The organism is Pedobacter sp. JCM 36344 (genome assembly GCF_046546555.1).
Lineage (GTDB): Bacteria > Bacteroidota > Bacteroidia > Sphingobacteriales > Sphingobacteriaceae > Pedobacter.
On the sequence record NZ_JBKHKK010000004.1, the window covers coordinates 217,841 to 237,869 of the forward strand.

Annotated in this window: 12 protein-coding genes; 2 read left to right on the forward strand and 10 right to left on the reverse strand. The window is 39.2% G+C overall.

Going from position 1 to position 20,029, the window contains the following annotated elements:
- Nucleotides 1-147: 147 nt before the first annotated feature.
- On the reverse strand, nucleotides 148-711 hold the full coding sequence (locus tag ACHFIZ_RS06120; RefSeq protein WP_410883894.1) for a hypothetical protein: 564 nt from the start codon (nucleotides 709-711) through the stop codon (nucleotides 148-150).
- Nucleotides 712-791: 80 nt separating this feature from the next.
- Nucleotides 792-1,334, reverse strand: coding sequence for a hypothetical protein (locus ACHFIZ_RS06125; RefSeq protein ID WP_410883895.1), 543 nt, complete (start codon nucleotides 1,332-1,334; stop codon nucleotides 792-794).
- Nucleotides 1,335-1,556: 222 nt separating this feature from the next.
- On the opposite strand from ACHFIZ_RS06125, the gene ACHFIZ_RS06130 reads away from it, so the two are divergent.
- Both ACHFIZ_RS06130 and ACHFIZ_RS06135 read left to right on the forward strand, forming a co-directional pair.
- The gene (locus tag ACHFIZ_RS06130) at nucleotides 1,557-2,330 is read left to right on the forward strand and encodes a zinc-dependent peptidase (protein WP_410883897.1); all 774 of its coding nucleotides are present in this window, start codon (nucleotides 1,557-1,559) and stop codon (nucleotides 2,328-2,330) included.
- Nucleotides 2,331-2,477: 147 nt separating this feature from the next.
- The gene (locus tag ACHFIZ_RS06135) at nucleotides 2,478-5,270 is read left to right on the forward strand and encodes a TonB-dependent receptor (protein ID WP_410883899.1); all 2,793 of its coding nucleotides are present in this window, start codon (nucleotides 2,478-2,480) and stop codon (nucleotides 5,268-5,270) included.
- Here ACHFIZ_RS06135 and ACHFIZ_RS06140 read toward each other — a convergent pair.
- The 8 genes from ACHFIZ_RS06140 to ACHFIZ_RS06175 all read right to left on the reverse strand — a co-directional run bounded on the left by ACHFIZ_RS06140 (nucleotide 5,267) and on the right by ACHFIZ_RS06175 (nucleotide 19,989).
- Nucleotides 5,267-6,583, reverse strand: coding sequence for a sensor histidine kinase (locus ACHFIZ_RS06140; protein WP_410883901.1), 1,317 nt, complete (start codon nucleotides 6,581-6,583; stop codon nucleotides 5,267-5,269). The genes ACHFIZ_RS06135 and ACHFIZ_RS06140 overlap by 4 nt on opposite strands.
- Nucleotides 6,584-6,672: 89 nt before the next feature.
- Nucleotides 6,673-8,265, reverse strand: coding sequence for a glycoside hydrolase (locus ACHFIZ_RS06145; protein WP_410883903.1), 1,593 nt, complete (start codon nucleotides 8,263-8,265; stop codon nucleotides 6,673-6,675).
- 372 nt (nucleotides 8,266-8,637) lie between these two features.
- Complete coding sequence (locus ACHFIZ_RS06150) at nucleotides 8,638-9,063, reverse strand: ubiquinol-cytochrome c reductase iron-sulfur subunit (protein ID WP_410883905.1); 426 nt, start codon at nucleotides 9,061-9,063, stop codon at nucleotides 8,638-8,640.
- Nucleotides 9,064-10,267: 1,204 nt separating this feature from the next.
- Nucleotides 10,268-10,864, reverse strand: coding sequence for an RbsD/FucU domain-containing protein (locus tag ACHFIZ_RS06155; RefSeq protein ID WP_410883907.1), 597 nt, complete (start codon nucleotides 10,862-10,864; stop codon nucleotides 10,268-10,270).
- Between the two features lie 13 nt (nucleotides 10,865-10,877).
- A complete protein-coding gene (locus tag ACHFIZ_RS06160) occupies nucleotides 10,878-13,598 on the reverse strand; it encodes a GH116 family glycosyl-hydrolase (RefSeq protein ID WP_410883909.1) in 2,721 nt (906 codons plus the stop codon).
- A 53-nt stretch (nucleotides 13,599-13,651) separates the two neighbouring features.
- Nucleotides 13,652-15,289: a RagB/SusD family nutrient uptake outer membrane protein gene (locus ACHFIZ_RS06165; RefSeq protein ID WP_410883911.1), complete on the reverse strand. Its 1,638-nt coding sequence runs from the start codon at nucleotides 15,287-15,289 to the stop codon at nucleotides 13,652-13,654.
- Between the two features lie 4 nt (nucleotides 15,290-15,293).
- A complete protein-coding gene (locus tag ACHFIZ_RS06170) occupies nucleotides 15,294-18,656 on the reverse strand; it encodes a TonB-dependent receptor (RefSeq protein ID WP_410883913.1) in 3,363 nt (1,120 codons plus the stop codon).
- 169 nt (nucleotides 18,657-18,825) lie between these two features.
- Nucleotides 18,826-19,989, reverse strand: coding sequence for a FecR family protein (locus tag ACHFIZ_RS06175; protein WP_410883915.1), 1,164 nt, complete (start codon nucleotides 19,987-19,989; stop codon nucleotides 18,826-18,828).
- Between the last annotated feature and the right edge of the window lie 40 nt (nucleotides 19,990-20,029).

The window sequence follows — 20,029 nt, forward strand, 5'->3', positions numbered from 1 at the left end:
ATGTAAACGATATTGGCTCAAAGGTGCCCACTGATGAAAAACTGCAGATTATGGCATGGTCACTTATGTAGCTTTTGATCTACTTGCAATCAAGGACGGATACACGAAAAAAAGCGTTGCAGACATTGATTCTTTGACCTAGCAATTCTAAAATACCTCAGTAATACCTAAAAAGAAACCTCTGGCGCCATATTTACCAAAAGCGTAATCCAGGCATAAGTTAGTTCGCGTTTCTTTATTAAAAAGCACCCTTAAGCCTGCTCCCCCGCCAGGTTGCCACCTTTCGAACAGTTTAGTGCCCTGCATGTCATTAGCAGTCTGAATATTAAAAAAGGTGACACCGCTTAAAAAGTTATTTCGAGTAATTGGAAAACGATGTTCAAGTTCTGAATAAAAATATTGTGGCGCTTTAAAATATCCCACTGTATATCCTCTGCCACTCCGGAAGTAGGCATCTTTTCCTGTTCCTGTTAATTCCAGATAAGGCAGAACGCCACTCAACAGGTAAGAACCCCAGTTCCAAAAAGCAATAACATGTTTAGGATTTCCGGATGATAAACTCCAGTACTTCCTAAAATCAGTGATAATCTGGACCGCATTTTTCGAACTATCCAACCACGTTTGATTGATACGAATACCAGCATCTGCATAGATTCCCTTATAAGCTCTGTTCTGATTGTCTCTGGTGGTATACTGAAAGTTAAATAACAAACCATTAGAATATCAAAAGAAGCTCCCGCGCCAACAAAGAGATTTTCATAAACTTGCTTGTAAATTTTCTCTTTAAAACTCTAATACTCTGCATGAAGAACGTAGCCCTTTCGATCAGGATTACTTAGCGCTAAATCTGCGGCGCTTCCGTTTCCTGCTTTCCCTATTCCCAACCCGAAATCAGGTGTTACAGTCTTAGCAGCAATTAAACTACCTTGTAAATTGTAAGTGTTAGCTGGCGTGTAAATATTGTGGTTAAGGTAAAAATATAAGATGCCCTTCGTGGTGATGGAGGCTGAAGCAGCGACAGACATTAACGTATTTGGTTCATCTCCAAGAATTTTGCCAACAATAGCTTTAATACCAATTTGTGCACCAATACTTGGGTTATAAGCCACATTAGGAATGATAATAATGCCTGAAGACTTTCGATTTGGATCGACAGTTTTATTGGGATGAAAGATCTCTGTAAACAAATCGGCAATATCGTATTGGGTCGCAATCGTATCATTTTTCGCCGAATCAGTGCTCCTTGGCATGAATGATTGAGCGTAGCCTAAAGAATGGCCTGCAAAAAAGGTTGTGGTCAACAATAGGAACGATTTAATAAAACCTCTTTTCAATGATGTAAATATAAACTTAAATTTTCAGCAGATAAATTGCTTATTTACGCCATCTCAAAAAGGGAACAGGTAGAAAATATCCAGGTATTCTTCCAGAATATTTAATCGTTTGTATAATCTCTCGGTACAAAAATATTTATTAAAATAGAAATTGTATACATTGCTAACAAACATTACGACAACCTTTTCGTTGTCCGATATAGATTTTTAACGCCCATAACTATGACAATACTCTTCATTAGTATAGCAATCATGATCATAGCAGGCTGCCTTCTTTTGGGCAAAAGAAAAAATTCAATAGATAAGTCCTCAAATACTGTAATAGATTATGCTAAGATTTTAAATCGTGAAGTTCTATTTTATCAAAACCTTGATACCGTTGGTAAATCTAGATTTATGCGCTTGGTTATTGCTTTCCTGGAAGAAATACGCATTGAAGGTGTTGGCACAGAAATTACCGACCTTGATCGGATGCTGATTGCCTCAAGTGCTGTCATTCCAATATTTGGCTTTCCAGACTGGAAATATAAAAACTTAAGTAACATCGTTCTTTATCCTGATACTTTTAACACTGACTTCCAATTTGAAGGTGAGAGTCGAAATATACTGGGCATGGTAGGTTCCGGATTCATGAATGGCCAGATGCTATTATCAAGACTCGCTTTACTCAGAGGTTTTTCCAGCACTTCGGGAAAGGAAAATACCGCGATACATGAATTTGTGCACTTACTAGATAAATCTGATGGTGCTACTGATGGTATTCCAGAAAATCTCTTACCACATCAATACGCTACTCCATGGCTAAAAATGATGCACAAAGAAATGAATGCCATTGAAGCTGGGCATTCGGACATTAATCCCTACGCCATAACTAGCGAAGCAGAATTTCTTGCAGTCGCTTCGGAATACTTTTTCGAAAAGCCTAAAAAGTTTCAGAAGATGCATCCTGAACTTTACGAGATGTTAAGTCGCATCTTTGCCCAGGTTCCCGGTTAAATTAGCAAGATAATTATCATTTTACAGAGGCGCCAATAAGAAGTGAGACAAGGCTGGCATGAGTAAAAATAAAGATTTAAGTTTGTATATAAACACCTAACGTTGAAAAAGATTAGCGCACTCACTCTCTTAATCATATTTTGCTGTATGCTACAAGTTTTCGGGCAAGCTAAGCACAAGGTATCCGGCTCAGTAACCGATTCGACGAATAAGGCAATATCCAATTCCAAAGTAATGATTATCCTATTAAAAGATACAGTTACCACTCAAACAGACGAGCACGGTAATTTTAGCTTTTCAAGAATTAACCCAGAAAACTTCAGGTTGGAGATCTCTCACATCGGCTACATGACTTTCAAAGCCCAATATTCCTTCACTGAAAAAGAAAAACACAAAAAGTTAAATGAGTTGATTTTGAAGCCCTCTAATCAAATGCTGGATGAGGTAGTTATAAACGCGAAGCCCAACCCAGTGAGGTTCATGCAGGATACAGTTGAATACAACGCTGCGGCCTTTAGGGTGAATGAAGGTGATAATGTTGCGGATTTGATCAAGCAGTTTCCGGGAATGGATGTAGATGATCAATATGGAGTAAAAACTATGGGTAAAGAGATGGTCAAGCTTCGGGTGAATGGCGAAGATTTTTTTACAAGCGACATAAAGGAATTTATTGGAAAACTACCTGCTGGAATAGTTTCTAAGATCCAGGTGATCGATGATTTTGGTGACGAAGCAAATTTCACTGGCATTAAGATAGGCGAGCCAAAGAAGATGCTAAATATCGTCACCAAAGCAGACATGAATAAGGGGGGATTTGGAGGGATGTCGGGAAATGCCGGTACAAATGAAATGATTGGAAGTGGAGCGCAGTTCAACCTATGGGATGGGGCAAAGCAAAGCTCAGCAAATATTAATGCCAATACATCAAACAATGGAGTTGGAACCAATAGATTTATAAGTTTGGGATTGAATCACAACAATAAGATTGGCGAAAATATGAGGGCTGGAGTCGGCTATAATTTTAACAACAATAGCAATGCATTCTCCAACGAACAAGTTATTGAGTCAGTAAATCCAGAGGGAAATTTCATCAATAATTCTCAAAACCAGGGAGGTAACGGTGGTAACAACCACGGTCTTAACTCAGACATAAACTTCAACAATAAAAAGATCTTTTTTAATGGATTCCTAAATGCCAATTATAACAATTCCACTAACCAAAACCTATCATCTAACCGCCAGTCTGGAGTTATTCTTCAGGATTTAACGAACAGCAACAGCGCTCGCAGTATTTCCCCCAACATAAACACAGGAATGAACTTCTCTAAAAAACTGATAAACTCAAACAACTCTTTCTCTGGTAGATTTTCATTCTCGACCTCTAAAAAAAACAGCGACCAGAATATTAGAACGAATACTCTTTACTATGACAAAAGGACCGGCATCCTGCAAAAAGATTCATTACTAAACAGGGAACTAAATAGCAGGAATGGCCAAGAGAATTTTCTTATTAGTTTCAGTTACAGTATTGGGTTGAAGAAACTTAAAGATACGTTGGCTAAACAGAGCATAAATATTGGCTACAATGCCTCAGCATCAAAATCTAGAAATCTAGTATCTACATTTGCGTTCAATAATACCAGTGGCAAAGTTTTTTTTGTCGACTCCCTAAGTACTTCCTTCAATAGCACCTCATTAAATCAAGTAGCAAGTTTAAATTATAATTACAGTTCAAAGCAAAAGAGATATAATTTTGGTTTAAATGCCAGTCCAAATATACTTTCTAATCGCGATCTGAAATTAAAGCAGACTACATACAATAATACGTTTAACTACGCTCCAACATTAAACTTCAGTAAAACACTTAGCGAGGGCAAGATGATTTCCATGAACTATCAAGGCTCAAATAGAAACCCAACGATTAATCAGATACAACCTATTCGTAATGCCCAGAGCCTGCAAAACATAGTGGTTGGCAATCCTGACTTGAAACCTTCATTCAGTCATAATCTGAATGCAAACTTCAATTATTCCCACATTAAAACAGGCAGATCTTTGCAAGTAAGCATTGACGGATCTGCAGTACAAAGAGAGATCGTAGAAAACGTGACATTAATACCGGATACGCTGAACAGTTTTAAGCAGATTACCCGATACGAAAATGTGAATGGGAACTATCAGGTTAACAGCAATTATAACCTCCATATCCCCATTTCAAAAAACAAAAGCGCAATTCACTATTCAGGTTCCGTGGGGTTCTCAAACAGAGCAATAATTTTCAATAATCAAAAAGCTTTCGGAAAGGGTCTGAATTTTTCTCAAAGATTGGGCAGTAACCTCACGTACAATAAAATGTCGGTTAACGCTGAAGTTAACTATTCAGTAAATAGTAATAACAATGCAAATAACTTATACAGATATTCAGAATATCAACCTATCGGAATCGGCCAGATTGGGGCGCCAGCGTTTTTTAGAACAAAAACCTTTGGAGGATCTTTAGATAGCCGACTTCAACTCAAAGCGCTAAACCTTAATGGTGGGATAAATTATAATACAAATCATAATGATGGTACTGGAGCACAATCGATTCAAGATGTTACCAATGTCAACCTTAAGTTTTCTGGTCGAATAACGATCAGGAAATCTTATTATATTAACTTCTATGGTAGCAAAAGAATGAACTACGGTTATTCTCTTCCTAATGCAAATCCCTTTATTTTAAGTGGAGGCCTGGAAAAAGGTTTTTTAAAGTCAAAATCGCTGAGGTTGAGCATCAATGCCAATGATATTCTTGGGCAGGGTAACAACCTTTCAAGAACGGTATCAGGAAACACTATTATAGACAGTAGGAATAGGCAACAGACCCGGGTTTTCACGTTGAATCTCAATTATAATCTTTCCAAATTTGGTGGAAGAAATTTCCGTGTTGATGTAGATTAGGATTTTAAAGGTAAAAAAACGAAGAAATTTGAACCCTTTCCTTGCTGACTCTCAAAGCTTATTCTTCCCTTCTGGCGTTCTATAAACTCCTTGCATAATACTAAACCTAAACCGACGCCTCTTTCGTTATTAGTTCCTAACGAAGGCTCAGCATTCATAGAAAAAATTATTCCCTGCTTTTCTTCAGAAATTCCATTTCCATTGTCGGCAATAGTGATTTTACATTCATCCTTCACTTTTGCAGCATCTATGGTGATCACTCCGCCTTCTGCTGTGAATTTAACTGCGTTATTAATTAGGTTACGTACCACTATTTGTAGCATATCAAGATCAGCAACAATGACAATTTCTCTTGGAATATTGCAGGCAAGTGAAATACCTTTTTTCAATGCATTTGCCTGCTCCATTTCTATGGTACTAAATAAAGAATCTGCCAGATTCAACTCTAAAAGATAAACGTTAGCGCCTTCCATTTGAGATTTAGACCAATGAAGCAAATTGGAGAGCATTTCCATGGCGTTGTTTGTTGATGTTAGCAGAGCCTTTTGCATCATAATCCTTTCTGATTCTTCCAAATCATTTCCATTAAGTAATTGAAGATATCCTTGAACATTCATTAACGGGCTACGAAGATCATGCGAAATAATAGACATCATGCGGTTTTTTTCAATGCTGCTCTGTTCCAATGCCACGGCCCTCTCATCCGCAGCATTACGCTCCTTATCGTAACTCTTTCTAAGAAATTTAATGATGATGTAAATTGAAATGGCTGGAATTGGAAAAGCAGTGACGCGGTCGATGAACTGCCCTTTTCCTGCTTCAAAAGGATGTTGTACTAAAGAGGGATAGTAAAACTCTACAAGGTGTAATATGAAAAAGGTTAGCAGATAAATCGCCAGCCACAACAGGTGCTGACGATATGGCGTAATTGCAAAGACAAGTAACAGATAGGTGGGCCAAATCAAATCAGTCGAGCCGTCTATACCAGAGTTGCTGAAGTAATTGAGACCAAAAATAAGTAAACCCGCCAGACCGAAGACGATGTTGTTGTGAGCTCTTGCCCGATACCTGGATTGGTAATATTGGTGTAAAAACAATAAGCTGAATAGAAAACCAGAAAGCGAACCTACATATAGCCCGGCATATAAGTTATACAGCGTGTAGAACCAACTCAGAAAAACTAAACTAACACTGATAGAATGAAAGATTCGACTTTCCAACGAAAACGCTGCCGGACTTCCAATTAGGCCAAACCAAAAGCTCTCTTTTTTTACAGGTGGATTTTCAATAGTTGGTAAAGCAGGTTTTGGCATTAATATATCGAATTCAATGTTATATTGTAACGGCAGGCATGTAAGTTAGCAATCCTTGCTGAAGTTTTGTAATTGAGTTTTTAATATCACTACTCCATCACTATTGTAGAGATGGAACGAGCAGGTAGTGATATCACATTTTTCAACTCTTTTAAGAACTCGGGCTTCATATTTATATCCTCGTCAGCTGTGGTCAGGTATCTGGACAATCTACTGTATTTTTTCTTTGCATTTTTTAGCTTCAATTGCAGGTCTATCCCGGCTGGTCCATAATTAATAGCAACTAACACTAATTTATTGTCCCTGTCTAAGTAGGAAGACACCATTAAGTTTTTAACCCTATTGGAAGTCTTGTCACCCTCTGATTCAGTAAAAATTCTAATCATTCCGGGTCGGATAAACCTACTATAATGCCCAAGCGCCCATAGATTTTTAGTAACACTAAAATTCCCGTTTTTAAAATCTGCTTCGGGCTGAAGGGCGATCAAATAATACCTTGTGTTAAAATTAGCAGGCCCAGGTTCATAAGCATTCCAGAACTGCCATGCAGTAGCATTACCTATAGCTAGATCGTTGTGAATAACCTTAGATAAAAACAAGGCGCAATCCATAGTTGTTCTCGGCCCTTTCTGGCCATCCTTGAAACCATCTGCCAACATTGAATATTCCGATTGCCAATAAGCTAGGCCGAACGCCTTAACTGTATCTGCCAATTGTTTCCTGGTTTCCACCAAAATATGGTCGTTTGATTCTGTAAAGTAGCTGTGCCCGGCAATGATCCTTGGGACATGAGCAAATTCACCAATGTACATTTTACTCTTAGGATCGAAGAAGTTTTGAATTTGCCTTGAAGACCCGCCAGAACCTCCATACAAATAATTTAAAGCTCCGGCTTCTGAGACCAAAATTTTACTACTTAGTTTTCTGTCCTTCAAAGTTGAATTTAAGGCCTTCACAACATTATAAATCTCTTCATTTCTCCAAGGACTTCCCTCCTGATCAGCCTTCATATATTTTCTAGACCAATCCCATTGAGGCTCATTAACAGGACTCACATACTTGAAATGCAGACCCTGCTGATCAAAATGCTTTATCACGGTGCTTAAAAAATTTGCATATGCTAAATAGGAATCCTCACGAAGATTTGATCTATAATCCCTTTCCGTCTTAAATCCTAACCCATTCTTTGTAAACTGAACCGGAGGTGAATTTGAAAAAGCGATTAGGTTTTCTACGCCATAGTCTTTAGCCTTTTTTAAAAAAAAACGATGGCCTGCCTGTTTATTCCAGTCGTAAGTACCATCAGCATTCAAAAACGAATCAGATCTTTTTCTAAAATCTTTGATGCCGCTGCTATCGCCCTGCTCCATCGTGCCAGCACCTATATTGAATCGCCAGGCAGATAAGCCAATTCCCTGAGGTTGGCCCGCGGCGTCCAATTTCTTACTAAAAAGTAATTCAGCAATTTTCTCTCTTTTTTCCTTAGGCCAATATTTACCTATTCCTTCTGAGAACCAGCAACCTGAAGAACCAAAATTATCAATAACCTGAGCCTTCCTTTTCAAATCTATCTGGACGGTTATTGTGGTATCTCTTACAGGTAAGGCCTTGGTAAACAACGAGGATAAGCATAGAGATAATAGCGTGACAGAAGTCTTAATTCTAGTATGAATATAGGTCATAAACTTTGAGAATAAATAATTTTGCTTAGCATCATTTTTCTGTCCCACAATTATTGTCAACGAAAAACCATAAGCTTCGGAAGCAAAGCGAGCAACTCAGCCAGACGGCTACTTCCTAAGAACCCTTCCTCCTCTTTACCGCCTATTTTATCATCGTTATGAAAACTTTGTTAGCTCAAACAAATTGGCTTGGCAATACTTGGCTTAAAGCTGGGATTGCCCTAGGTGATGTCAAAATAAATTTATCCTACGTTTTGTCTGGAATATTCAGTCATGTTTCTAGGTATGGGGTTTATAAAGCGCCGTTTTTCCTTTGTTAGAGTTAGAGCGAAAAGAATACTAATCAGGATGATAAATAGTATTTTCGTTTTGTTAAGAATAAATTCTAAGTGAAGTGCCTGTTAGGCTTGTATTGTACACAGTAAGCGACCGCGATGCGGGACCATTGGTTACCGTGCCGCCCTCAGAGAAGGTTGAGCCATGGTTCGGACAATAAAACCTGCTATCGACGGATTGATAGGTCAGTGTATAGCTTTCGTGCGTACAAGAACGCTGAACAGCGATGTAGTTACCTGTTTTAGTCCTCGCAACAATTACTCCATTAGAAACCAACGAACCACCGTTAGTTAGCAAAGCTGCATTGGCTGCTAAGCTTAAATCAAGCGTGAAGTTAAGGCCCGTAGAGTCTTTGGTATCGGGAGAAGGTGAGTTATCACTTTTCTTACAACCTATGCAGTTTATAAGTGCAAATGCCCCGGCACTCATGCCCATGCTGTTTAAAAAATCTTTTCTGTCCATGTTATGTTGGTTTAACTAAAATTAACATTGCTAACACTTTTAAGTTTAAACCCCAGTCAAGAAAACTATGCGTTCATTAATGGCCAAACCTAACGTTTTGTAAAATTCTATCAATAAAAAAGTTCGTGTTGGCTGAATGTAGTTACTATTTTTGGTTTACCCTAATATTAATTCAAATCCAAAACTCCTTGTCATAAATTAAGTGATAAACATTGAAGATATTCCGAAGTTTTGGTGCAAATTCAAACTAATTTTACAATTAAAAACATTTCCAGATAAGAGCCAATCTATGCACCGAGTATTTCTTGCTCTCTTGCGGACCAAATAGTTAGAGCCGCGATTAAGAAAATGAACTGTCCTAATCAGGATAACATAAAGCCGCTTTTAATTAAACAAATTTAAAAATTATTTGGAATTCAACACAGAATCTGTGTGCAACCTACTTGTGGCGACTACAACTAAACCACAATACAACTCATATAGGCAACCTAATTGATCCGGCATTCCGGTAATTTAATTTTAGACCTTTCCAACTTTGTCTTTTGATGAAACGTTCTGGTTGATATGTGGTTGGTACGGAAGCTTTTCGGATACCGCTTTGCTATGTGTTTTATGGCTGTTTCCTTCGGGCCGAGCCGAAGCAGACACGAAGCAGACCCGAAGCAGACACGAAGCCGAGACATAGCAGAGGCAACTAGTAATGAACCACTGAGGCTCTTCTTTGTAGTCCTGAAATAGGGAAATGTAGTAGTATTTAGTAGCATGATTAGAAGCAGCATTGGTTGATTGCTGAAACGAACCTACAATACTGATATTAAAAAAAAGAAGGTTTTACACCTAAAATGAGTTAACTGAACACCTAAACTGGTAAGTGTGCACATAAATCCTTAAGTGTACACTTAAAATGCTGACTGCGCACAAAGAATTTAAGTGTGCTTCACTTAAATCATAAAAATTGATTCCTTCTCAAGTAATTCCTCACGTAATTTTTAGCTATAATTTTAAGACAAGTAGGACCGCAGTCCTTGCTGTCGAGTTGATGATAATTTGAAAATGATGTAAACACATGAATCCATCTGGGTCACCGAAATTATAAGTCCTATTTTTTTTGGAAATTCTGTTCTTTTGTCACAGAGGCCAAATGCTTCCAATTCCTATAAAAGCGTTTTCTGGCAATGAGTGTAACCAACTTTAGACATCATAATTATTGGACATTCATTGCATCCCTCAATTGCTTTTCTTTATCGCCATTCCAGTAAGCACAATCCAACTGTAAAAAGACCGAAGTGTAGGGAATGGTCTCATTTGTTTTAATGACCAGAACTTTGAACAATTTCGACTCCGTATCCAGTTTCCTGAATACTGAATCGTGAAGCATCGTTTGAACAGTTTGATGGCCAAAGATCATTTTTGATTCCTTGACAAACTGTTTAACCCCCTTAGCCTGATTTTCTGTAATAAAACCTAACTCCTTATCCTGATAGATAATGGGTTTAACATGACTAGACAAATTGATTTGCGTAAGTACCTGCTTTAACACAGGCAATAGACCTTCATTAACATAAATGTATTCCATTCCCGGAGCATTTTGCTCTGGGAAGGCTTTATCAACAACAAGAATCCAATTCCTGTGGCCGAGCATTTGCAATTTCTGATTAAGTTTTTCTTTCCAGTTCTGATCTTTATACAGAGTGGCTCCATTCGTTTTGCTTGTAGGTTCCTGGCAACCAAACAAGGCTACTGAAGCAATAAACAGTAAAACTGTCAACAGTTTCTTATACATATCCTTTAATTTTCTCATGCTACTTATCTATTTATGAAAAAGTAATATCTAAATGCTCATTTGTTTTAACGCTGATCTTCTTATTGCTGGTAATCCGCAATTCGGGACCGTTCTGTAAGAATTGAACAGGAATATTTTGAGCGCCCAGCATTACTGAAACAGATTTTATACTACCTGGACCTATTTTGTTAAATGCCAATTCCTGTAACTGCAATTCACCATATTTTAAATTTATGGTGTGAAGCTGTTTAGCTCCTGTTTTTTTCTGTGTGTAACTGCCCCATCCATTAGCTGAAGTAAAAGGCGCTTTAAAGTTCTCTGCATTCCAGGCCGGAGAAAATTTGATATAGCCTTTGGGACCATGGTATTCAAATCCACACGCGTTAATAAAGGTTCCATAACTTGCCATTGCCCTTGCATAATGATCGCTGCACTCAATCTCGTTAAATGGGTTTCTTTTAGCCGCATGATACCTATCATGAATAAATCGGGTAAGGATCAAACTTTCCTCAACCATGCCTTCGGCCATGAGGTGTGCTGCAACCTGATGCTCAAACCCACTCATGCATTCGTGAAAGTATCCCAGTTGCCAGGTTACATTCTCTCCAAATGGTTTAGCTTCGTTATACGGATTGGTGTTCATTACCATTCCACCTTCTCCTGGCAAGGCATATGGCCTGCCACCCACATGGGTTTTGATGTATGGCCCAACATCGGTAGTAAAGTTATATTTCCACAAGGCTTTTAGTGCGGCGACAGCTTTATGTTTACTCAACACCCGTGGCAGTCCTACCTGAAATGCCCAGCTTTGACCGTATACCTGATCAATATGACAGGTATTATAAGAGCCCAGTTTCTTACGTCCCTGAACCTTATCTGGCCGATGGATAAAGTATTCGCCATTAAAAAGTTCCTGTTCCATGTTCTTACGACCATTGGTTACATAGGTTTGACAGGTTTTGGCAAATGCAGTATCGTTCATTTCCTCTGCCATGGCCTGGCCTGCTCTCGCTGCAGCAATACAAAGACCAACAATCCACGCAATTTCACCTTCCCATACCGCATCCAAGGTGTTCTCCATTGGTGTATCCGTCATACCGTCGCCATTCTTATCCTGATCCAGCATGAACTGAGTTGCCTTTTTGATTTTGGGCCAGTTGGTTTGCAGAAAAGTATCGTCGCCACTCATTTGATGTTCACGGTAAAACCTAAGAACAGTACCTGCTTGTCCGTCAATTGCCGGTCTGCTTTCGTTTTCTGCACGGAATATAATGGCACCACTATCTTCCTTAAACCCAATACCTAAATCTACACGATGTCTCAGGTCACGCTCCAGTTCGGGAAATATTCTGGCTACCGCTTGTGCATATTGCCATACATGCGTACAGGTTCCGGCACAAGCGCCCACTCCTTCCCAGCTCCAGAATCTGCCATCAGCAAAACGATAAGTATTTGCTGTCGCCAGTGTATCAATATTAATGAAGGTTCGCTCCAGAAACCAGTGTGGAAGTGTAGCGTCATTCCATGTTGAACTCCACAACTCTGTTGTTTTTGTTAGCTTTTCAAAATTTGACTGCAGGTATGCACCCACAGCTCCGGCATCTTTAAATCGGGTGGCATAATGAAACCCATGTTCTGCATCCTTAACTATTTTCTTGAGGTTAACATTTGCATTATTGAAGTGCCAGCTGATTGAATAATCGGCAGTAACTGATTTTCCAGGGTTAAGGTCTGCAGTAACTTCAATTCCACCGACCAGTTTTGCAGGGGCATCTGCGGATGCTGAACTGGTGACCACAGCATTAAAATGCTTGTCCGTAATCGGCCAGGGCTCAATAGCAGCATGTGTTTTACCTTTTGCCTTATGGAGGATGAAACACATAGTGCCGCTGTCTTGTGCATTTTTTAAATCATCGGTAACAGCTTCAAACGAAGATAGGATGCTGCTTGAGTTTTGAGCTGTTACAACCTCATTTTTCCTTTTTCCGGTATTTAGCTTTCCGCTTAACTTGTTAACTCCGTTTTCCATCCACCCCAATACAGAAACATTTATATTACTGTTGGTGGTATTCTTTATTTCTAATCGTAAAATGGTTACAGGCAAAGCCGAATTCTGTGCATCTAAAGGAATAAATGGAGAATACACCTTTAGGTATACCGCAACAGGAAAATCTTTACTGCTGTATTTTATGGTAGCTATTGGGTAGGCTGGTTTAAATTCGATCTCATCCCAATGCTCTTCACTTAATTCTTTAATAAAGGTTTTGCCATTCAAAACGGCTTTTACGGCAAAACCTTGTTCTAATACTCGTTTGTTGTTGGCAATAGCCGGTTCAATGTAAGCAGAGCCATCTCTGGAACGAATCTTTCTTACTTCTGTTCCATCATTCCAGTTCACAGTTTTAGGTTCTATCCCCTCTTGTGCACCTTCAAATGTTTCATTATAGATTTGCCATAACCAGAGTCGTCCATCGCCACCAACATATACGGTTCCGGCGTGAAGGCCACCCACAGGCATCCCAATATATTTAAATTCATTTTTACTTTTAAAATAAGTCGTCTCTTCGCCCCGGTTGTAAAGTGATTTGACCCATTGTGGATCTAAGTCCTTACTTTCGGGTATGTTGTGAAGAGGATAATCTAATGCAAATATACTTTTACCCCATACCGGGAACTGTACCGCTGCCAGACTAGCCGTAAGCAGACCGGCTTTTTTAATAAAATCTCTTCTGTTTGATGATTTATTCTGCATATTAAAATTCTTTATTTTAGTTTAACTCCATAGGACTGCCCTGTGCTACCATTCTACCAACCTTTATTTTGAGGCAACAGATTCTTATTTCTATCGATGATAGATTGAGGAACTGGCCATATGTAATTCTTATTTGCATTAAACACTCTGTCCTGGGCCTTAAACATGGGTTTTGTCCAGTCACCAACAGGATCGGCGACATTACTGTTAATGCCATAGGCAGGTTTACTCAGTACCAGTTCCGCTGTTTTCCATCTCAGCAAATCAAAATATCTTTTGTGCTCAGCAACAAACTCGTGGCGGCGTTCTTCGCGGATCGCTTCGCGCATTTTAACCTGGTCGCCTAGTAAGACATCAATGCCTGGAAGTCCGGCTCTTGTCCTTACTTTATTCATTGCCCACGTAATCCTGGTATTACCAGGATCTGACTCATTCAAAGCTTCTGCAAGCACTAACAATGTTTCAGAATAACGATAGATTGGCCAATTGGCCCAGTTCTCTCCAGGTTTAGGATTGGTTAAATCATTAAACTTTAAGTACATATAACCTGTTAAACCACCCCCTTCATTGTTCATTCGTTCGGGCATATTGTAAGACGGATGTGGTTGATAAGGCGTAAACGTTCCATTCGGTCTCAATACAGGAACACCAGGAAGCATGAAAGTCATTTTTAACCGACCATCCCTATTTTCATAAGGCTTATTCACATCATAGATAGCTGATGTTTTAATGGATTTACCATCCGCACATTCATAAGAATCAACCAGATCCCTGGTAGGACAGAAACTTGCCCATCCCGCACCTGTTATACCTGTTCCGGTAGGAGAAGCCAAAACGGCGAGGAACTGGGTAAATTTATCCTGAACATACTGATAAGCTAATATCACCTCTCTATTATTGTTATTAGCTTCTTTTTTGAATAACGTAGAATACTCATTTTCAAGGTCATAGCCCATTGTGGTTACCTCATTCGCAGATTTGGCTGCCTCCGTCCATAAAGCTACGTCATTTTGCCCATCATGAAACTTTTTCATACTGGCCATATACAAATAAATATTCGCCCTTAACATCAAAGCCGCTGCCTTAGTAATACGCCCTTTGTCTGCTGCTGCCCCATACGTTGCAGGCAAACCTGCAATGGCAGTCTCTACGTTTTCTAAGGCATAATCCAGAACGTCCTGCTTAGGACTGCGCGATAAATTTGATTCCTCCAGCGTAATGGGTTTTTCTTTAATTAATGGCAAGTCCCCGAACAATTGGACCATACGGAAATACCTCATGGCCAAAACAAACCTGGCTTCAGCATCAAATCTCTTTTTAATATTGGCATCAATGCTCATCGCACTTAACTTATCAATAAAGTATAATGCTCTGCGGATGTGATCATAACGCCATTCCTCAGCGATGTAACCATCGGTTGCAGAATAAGTACCCATACTGATATAGCCCATTCCACCTTCTCCCCAAGCATTAGTCATAACTGAATTATCGCTACTGCAATCCCGCCAGAAATCACGACTGTCGGGTAAGGTAGCGTACACGGCATTCAAACCAGCTTGCGCATCGTCTGCTGTCTTCCAATAAATTGCTTCAGAAGATTGGTCAAGCGGGGAGGTATCTAAAAAATCTTTTTTGCAACTGCTGGTAATGAAAATCACAGCAAGTAATAGGTAAATATAATTTCTTTTCATCTTTTTAGAATTTAAGGTTTAAGCCAAATGATAGCGTTCTGGAAAGTGGATAATACCCTCCTTCCGGATCAAAACCGGTATAGTTTGTAATGGTTGCCAGGTTTTGAACAGATGCAAAAAGTCTAAGTGAGTTGAGTTTTAATCTGCTCAGTGCAGATTGCGGCAATTGATAACCAAGCTGTATATTCTGTATTTTTATATAATTCGCTTTTCTCAGCCAATAGCTCGAATACTTAGTATCATTAGAAGTATTTTGAATCGACAATCTCGGATAAGTAGCGTTTGGATTATCTGGTATCCAATTATCCAATGCAAGGGGACGCGCGTTTTGGGAAAGAAAAAAAGCCCATCCTTCATAACCATTCATATACCTCATTCCATTCAGCGCGCCGGTTAGATTTGCAGAAATATCAAAGTTCTTCCATCCAAAATTGAGATTGGAACCAAATCTCATTACTACCTTATCATTTAAGATCACCCTATCTTTACCATCAATAACCTTGTCATTATTCGTATCCTGATATTTGATGTTTCCTGGAAATACATTGGGTCCCTGATTTGGGCTGTTTGTAATTTCTTCGGCACTTTGAAACAGGCCAATAGCTTTTAGACCGTAGGGCAATTGATATTGCAGACCTACATCGGTGTAAGTATCCCCAATTTGCGGGCCTTTACCAGCAAGATCAGTGACCTTATTTTTAGAAAAAGAAGTATTAAAATCAATCCCCCAATCGAAATCACCTGAATTATCCTTATAGTTCACCAAGAATTCCCAACCTTTACTATTCATTTTCAATAAATTACTGAATGGTGCAGGTAAACCGAATTCTGCACTAACCGGTGGATTATTTAAAATATTATCTCTTTTATTTATGAAGTAATCCACACTAATCGCTATCCTCTGTCCCAATAAGGTAATGTCCACACCAAAATCTGTCTGCTTAGACTCTTCCCAACTGATACCTCTGTTTACAGACACGCCATTGTACGCCCCTGGGACGGTCACCCCATTAAACCCATAAACAATAGGGTTATAGGTTAATACTTCGGCAGTTGGGTATAAGCCAACTTTCTCCGCATCTCCCAGAATGCCCCATGATCCGCGAAGCTTTAAGCTGCTCACCCATGAGATGTCAAAAAATGACTCTTTGTGAATGTTCCAGCCTGCCGAGAATGATGGAAAGTAACCCCATTTGTGTCCCTGAGCAAAACGTGAAGAACCATCGGCTCGGATATTTGCCTGTAAGAGGTATTTCCCGTCGTAGTCATAATTTAGTCTTCCGAAATAGGACCTGATGGCCACATCAGAAGCAGTACCGGAATTCTGCATGTTGGTAGATGATCCTGTATTTAAAACATCTATATTTCCAAAAGGCAGATTATCACGGTATGCATTAAAGCTATTGTTGTAAACATATTCCTGTGAATAACCTGCTAAAGCTTTAAAGGCATGCTTTTTTAAATTATAAGCATAATCAGCTGTTGCCTGAAAAACATTTCTGTAATTGCTCGAAAAACTCTCAGTCAATCCTGTTACAATATTTTTCTTAGCTGCGATCTCTCCATTGTCATCATAAAGGTTATACGCAAGTAATCTGTCAGTGGTACGCTGATCTGTCGAAGTCCTCGCATAAGAACCTTTAATATTTAAATTCTGTATCGGTGTATAAATCAAATCCGCTACACCAAACAGTTCTTTATACTTGGCATAATTGTATCCACCTTTATTTAAGCCAGCTATGGTATTACCAACCATAGAAGACCCGACACCATATTGGCCTTTTGTAGTATAGATTGGACTAATAGGTGCAGCGCGAGCCGCCTCTGACTGCCAGGCATCGGTTCCACCTTGAGGCTGCATAATATATGTTTGAGTATATTGCAGATTAGTAGCGAGTTTAAGCTTATCGGAAATTTTGATATTTACATCAGGTCGAAAGGTATATTTATTGTAGTTATTCTGGGGCAACGTTCCATCCTGATAATCGTAAGAACCAGATATCCGATAAGTAACATTTTCAGTTCCGCCGGAAATTGCAAGACTGTTGTTGTTTATCAAGGTATTTTTTTTATAGATCTCTTTATACCATTTATTATCCGCATATTTCCCGGCGGCGAGATCCTCAAATCCTTTAGCTCCATAAAGTGCTTGCTTACCGTCATTTACAAGTGCCTGATCCCATAACTTCATATAATCTGCAGCGCCAACAAAGTCAAGCATAAATTGAGGCTGTTGCACACCTATGCTGCTGTTCACTTCTACGATAGCCTTGCCGGTTTTATTTCCTTTTTTTGTAGTGACCAATAAAACACCATTAGCCGCTCTGGAGCCATAAATTGAGGCTGATGCGGCATCCTTAAGTACAGAAATGCTTTCAATATCGTTAGGATTTAAGGTATAGATATTACCTGGAAATCCATCAATCAGTACCAGTACGCCAGAACTCCCCCCAATGGTAGATGTTCCACGGATATTTAAACTGGCACCTGAACCTACTGCTCCGGAACCCTTTGAAATATTCAGTCCTGGAACTGTTCCTGCAAGTAATTCCTGGACATTGGTAACCGGTCTTGAGGTGAGTGCTTTTTCTACATTCACCACCCCGACTGCGCCAGTAAGATCGGCTTTCTTTTGGGTGCCAAAACCAACCACAACGAGCTCACCCAATTGTGCTACCTCTTCCTGAAGGTTAACGTTCAGATCAGGATTTTGCCCATCCGCAATCGTAATGTCTTTTGATTGTGTGGTGTAGCCTATGTAATGCCAGGTAATTTTATAGGTGCCGGGTTTCAGATTAGCAAAAGTATAAGTACCAATCTCATTCGATGTTTTGGTCAGGTTAGCTCCTTCACCCTCTAGTTTAATGGTTACCCCCGCCATAGGCAACCCGGTCTTACCTTCACTTACCTTTCCTCTCAAAAAACCAGCTGCCATCATATAAGTAGTTCTGATAGGAATAGCCGGCTTAATTATCACCGTCTTGTCTACGATGGTATAAGTAATTGGTTGTCCTACAAAACATTGTCTAAGTACTTCTTCCAATGAAGCATTATTCGCCATAACATTTATATGACGGGTTCCCGAAAGTACATCATCCCCATACAGGAACTGGTATCCACTTTGTTTTCCAATTTGTTTAAAGACCTCCTTTAGGCCCTTGTTCTTTGCAGACAGCGTGATTCTCTGCGCATTGGCAGCAATCCCCATTTGAAGAAACAAGGTGATCAATAAAAAAAAGGTTAATTTGGCAAACATTATTATTTTCTTTGTCAGTTCCCGGTTAAATAACACCCGAGTAATTCCCGGATGCAATTGCTGATTCGTGAGCATAATTAGCTTATACCTCAATAAAGCATAAAATTTCATACATTTGGTTAGGTTAGTTTTTCATGAACCGTTTATTCCTTATGGAATTTGAACGATTCGATATTATTTGATTTTGTTTAGTCGCAATGATCAATATGGAAACCCCTACTTTATCGGAAGTGTTATCAGCGCTTCCGGTATTTTAAGGTTCATTTGATGGTAAGTTATCTTATGGCATAACTATTATTCTCCTTTCTTCAATTTTAAAATGAACCAGATTTGTTAATTCAAGCATCTTCAAGACCTGTGAAACATTGGCATAGCGGGAGACTGTACCGGTAAATACTTTCGCTGAAATGTTCCCCTTATATTCCACATCAACATTGTACCACCTAGATACCTGACGCATAATTGCTTCCAGCGGCTGACTATTAAAAGTAAATCTGTTGTTTTTCCAGGCCATGACCTCCTGAAGATCTACCTTCTTTACTTTTAAATCCGACTCCACATTAGATTGTTCTCCTGGCTTTAACACTATATGACTAGAACTAACAGACCTATTGCCACGTTTCTTTTGAGTTATCCTAACTGATCCTTCCAATAAAGTTGTTTTGACACCGTTTTCATCCGCATAATTATTGATGTTAAAATGAGTTCCTAGCACCTCAATAATTTGTTTGTCACTGCTTACCCTGAATGGCATTTTTTTGTTTTTTGCTACCTCAAAATAGGCCTCACCGGTTAAGTTCACGTTTCTTTCCTTACCAGTAAAACGGGCAGGAAAACTTACTGTTGTTGCGGCATTTAGCCAAATGTTCGTTCCATCAGGCAAGATTACCTGATATTGTCCTCCCCTTGGGGTAGAAATAGTATTAAAAGATAAATCATCACCTAAAATATAATCTCGGCCAATACTGTACACCAATTGACCATCCTTCGTTTTTTTAATCACTACTCCCGCCTGATTTGCAAGTACCCCAGCCGAAGCTTCATTTAATACAATCTGCTGCCCATTCCCCAAGGTTAGTATCGCCTTGTTTCCACCCGGATTGATATCGATGCGCTGCTTCTGTTTCACCAGTTGATTCCTATTAATAGTATTTTTAGGATAAAAATAAAATGCAAGCCCCACTATAATTATTAATGCTGCTGCAGCTATCGTTTTGTAAAATCTTAATCTCTTGTTGGGATTAAAAGCATGACCAAATTGTGCAGCCTCCGAGATGCTCTCCCACATTGCATCTTTGGCAAGCATTGGATCAGCACCACAGTCAGGAAGTTCACGTATTAAAACCTCTCCCATATAAAAACGCTCTACAAGCGCTTTTTCTTTCGGAGTACAATTTCCCGTTAAGTATCGGTCTATAAGTTCTTCTACGTTTTGTTTATCCATGAGAGTTTTGATCCTAATACCTTAAAGACACCTGCCAAAG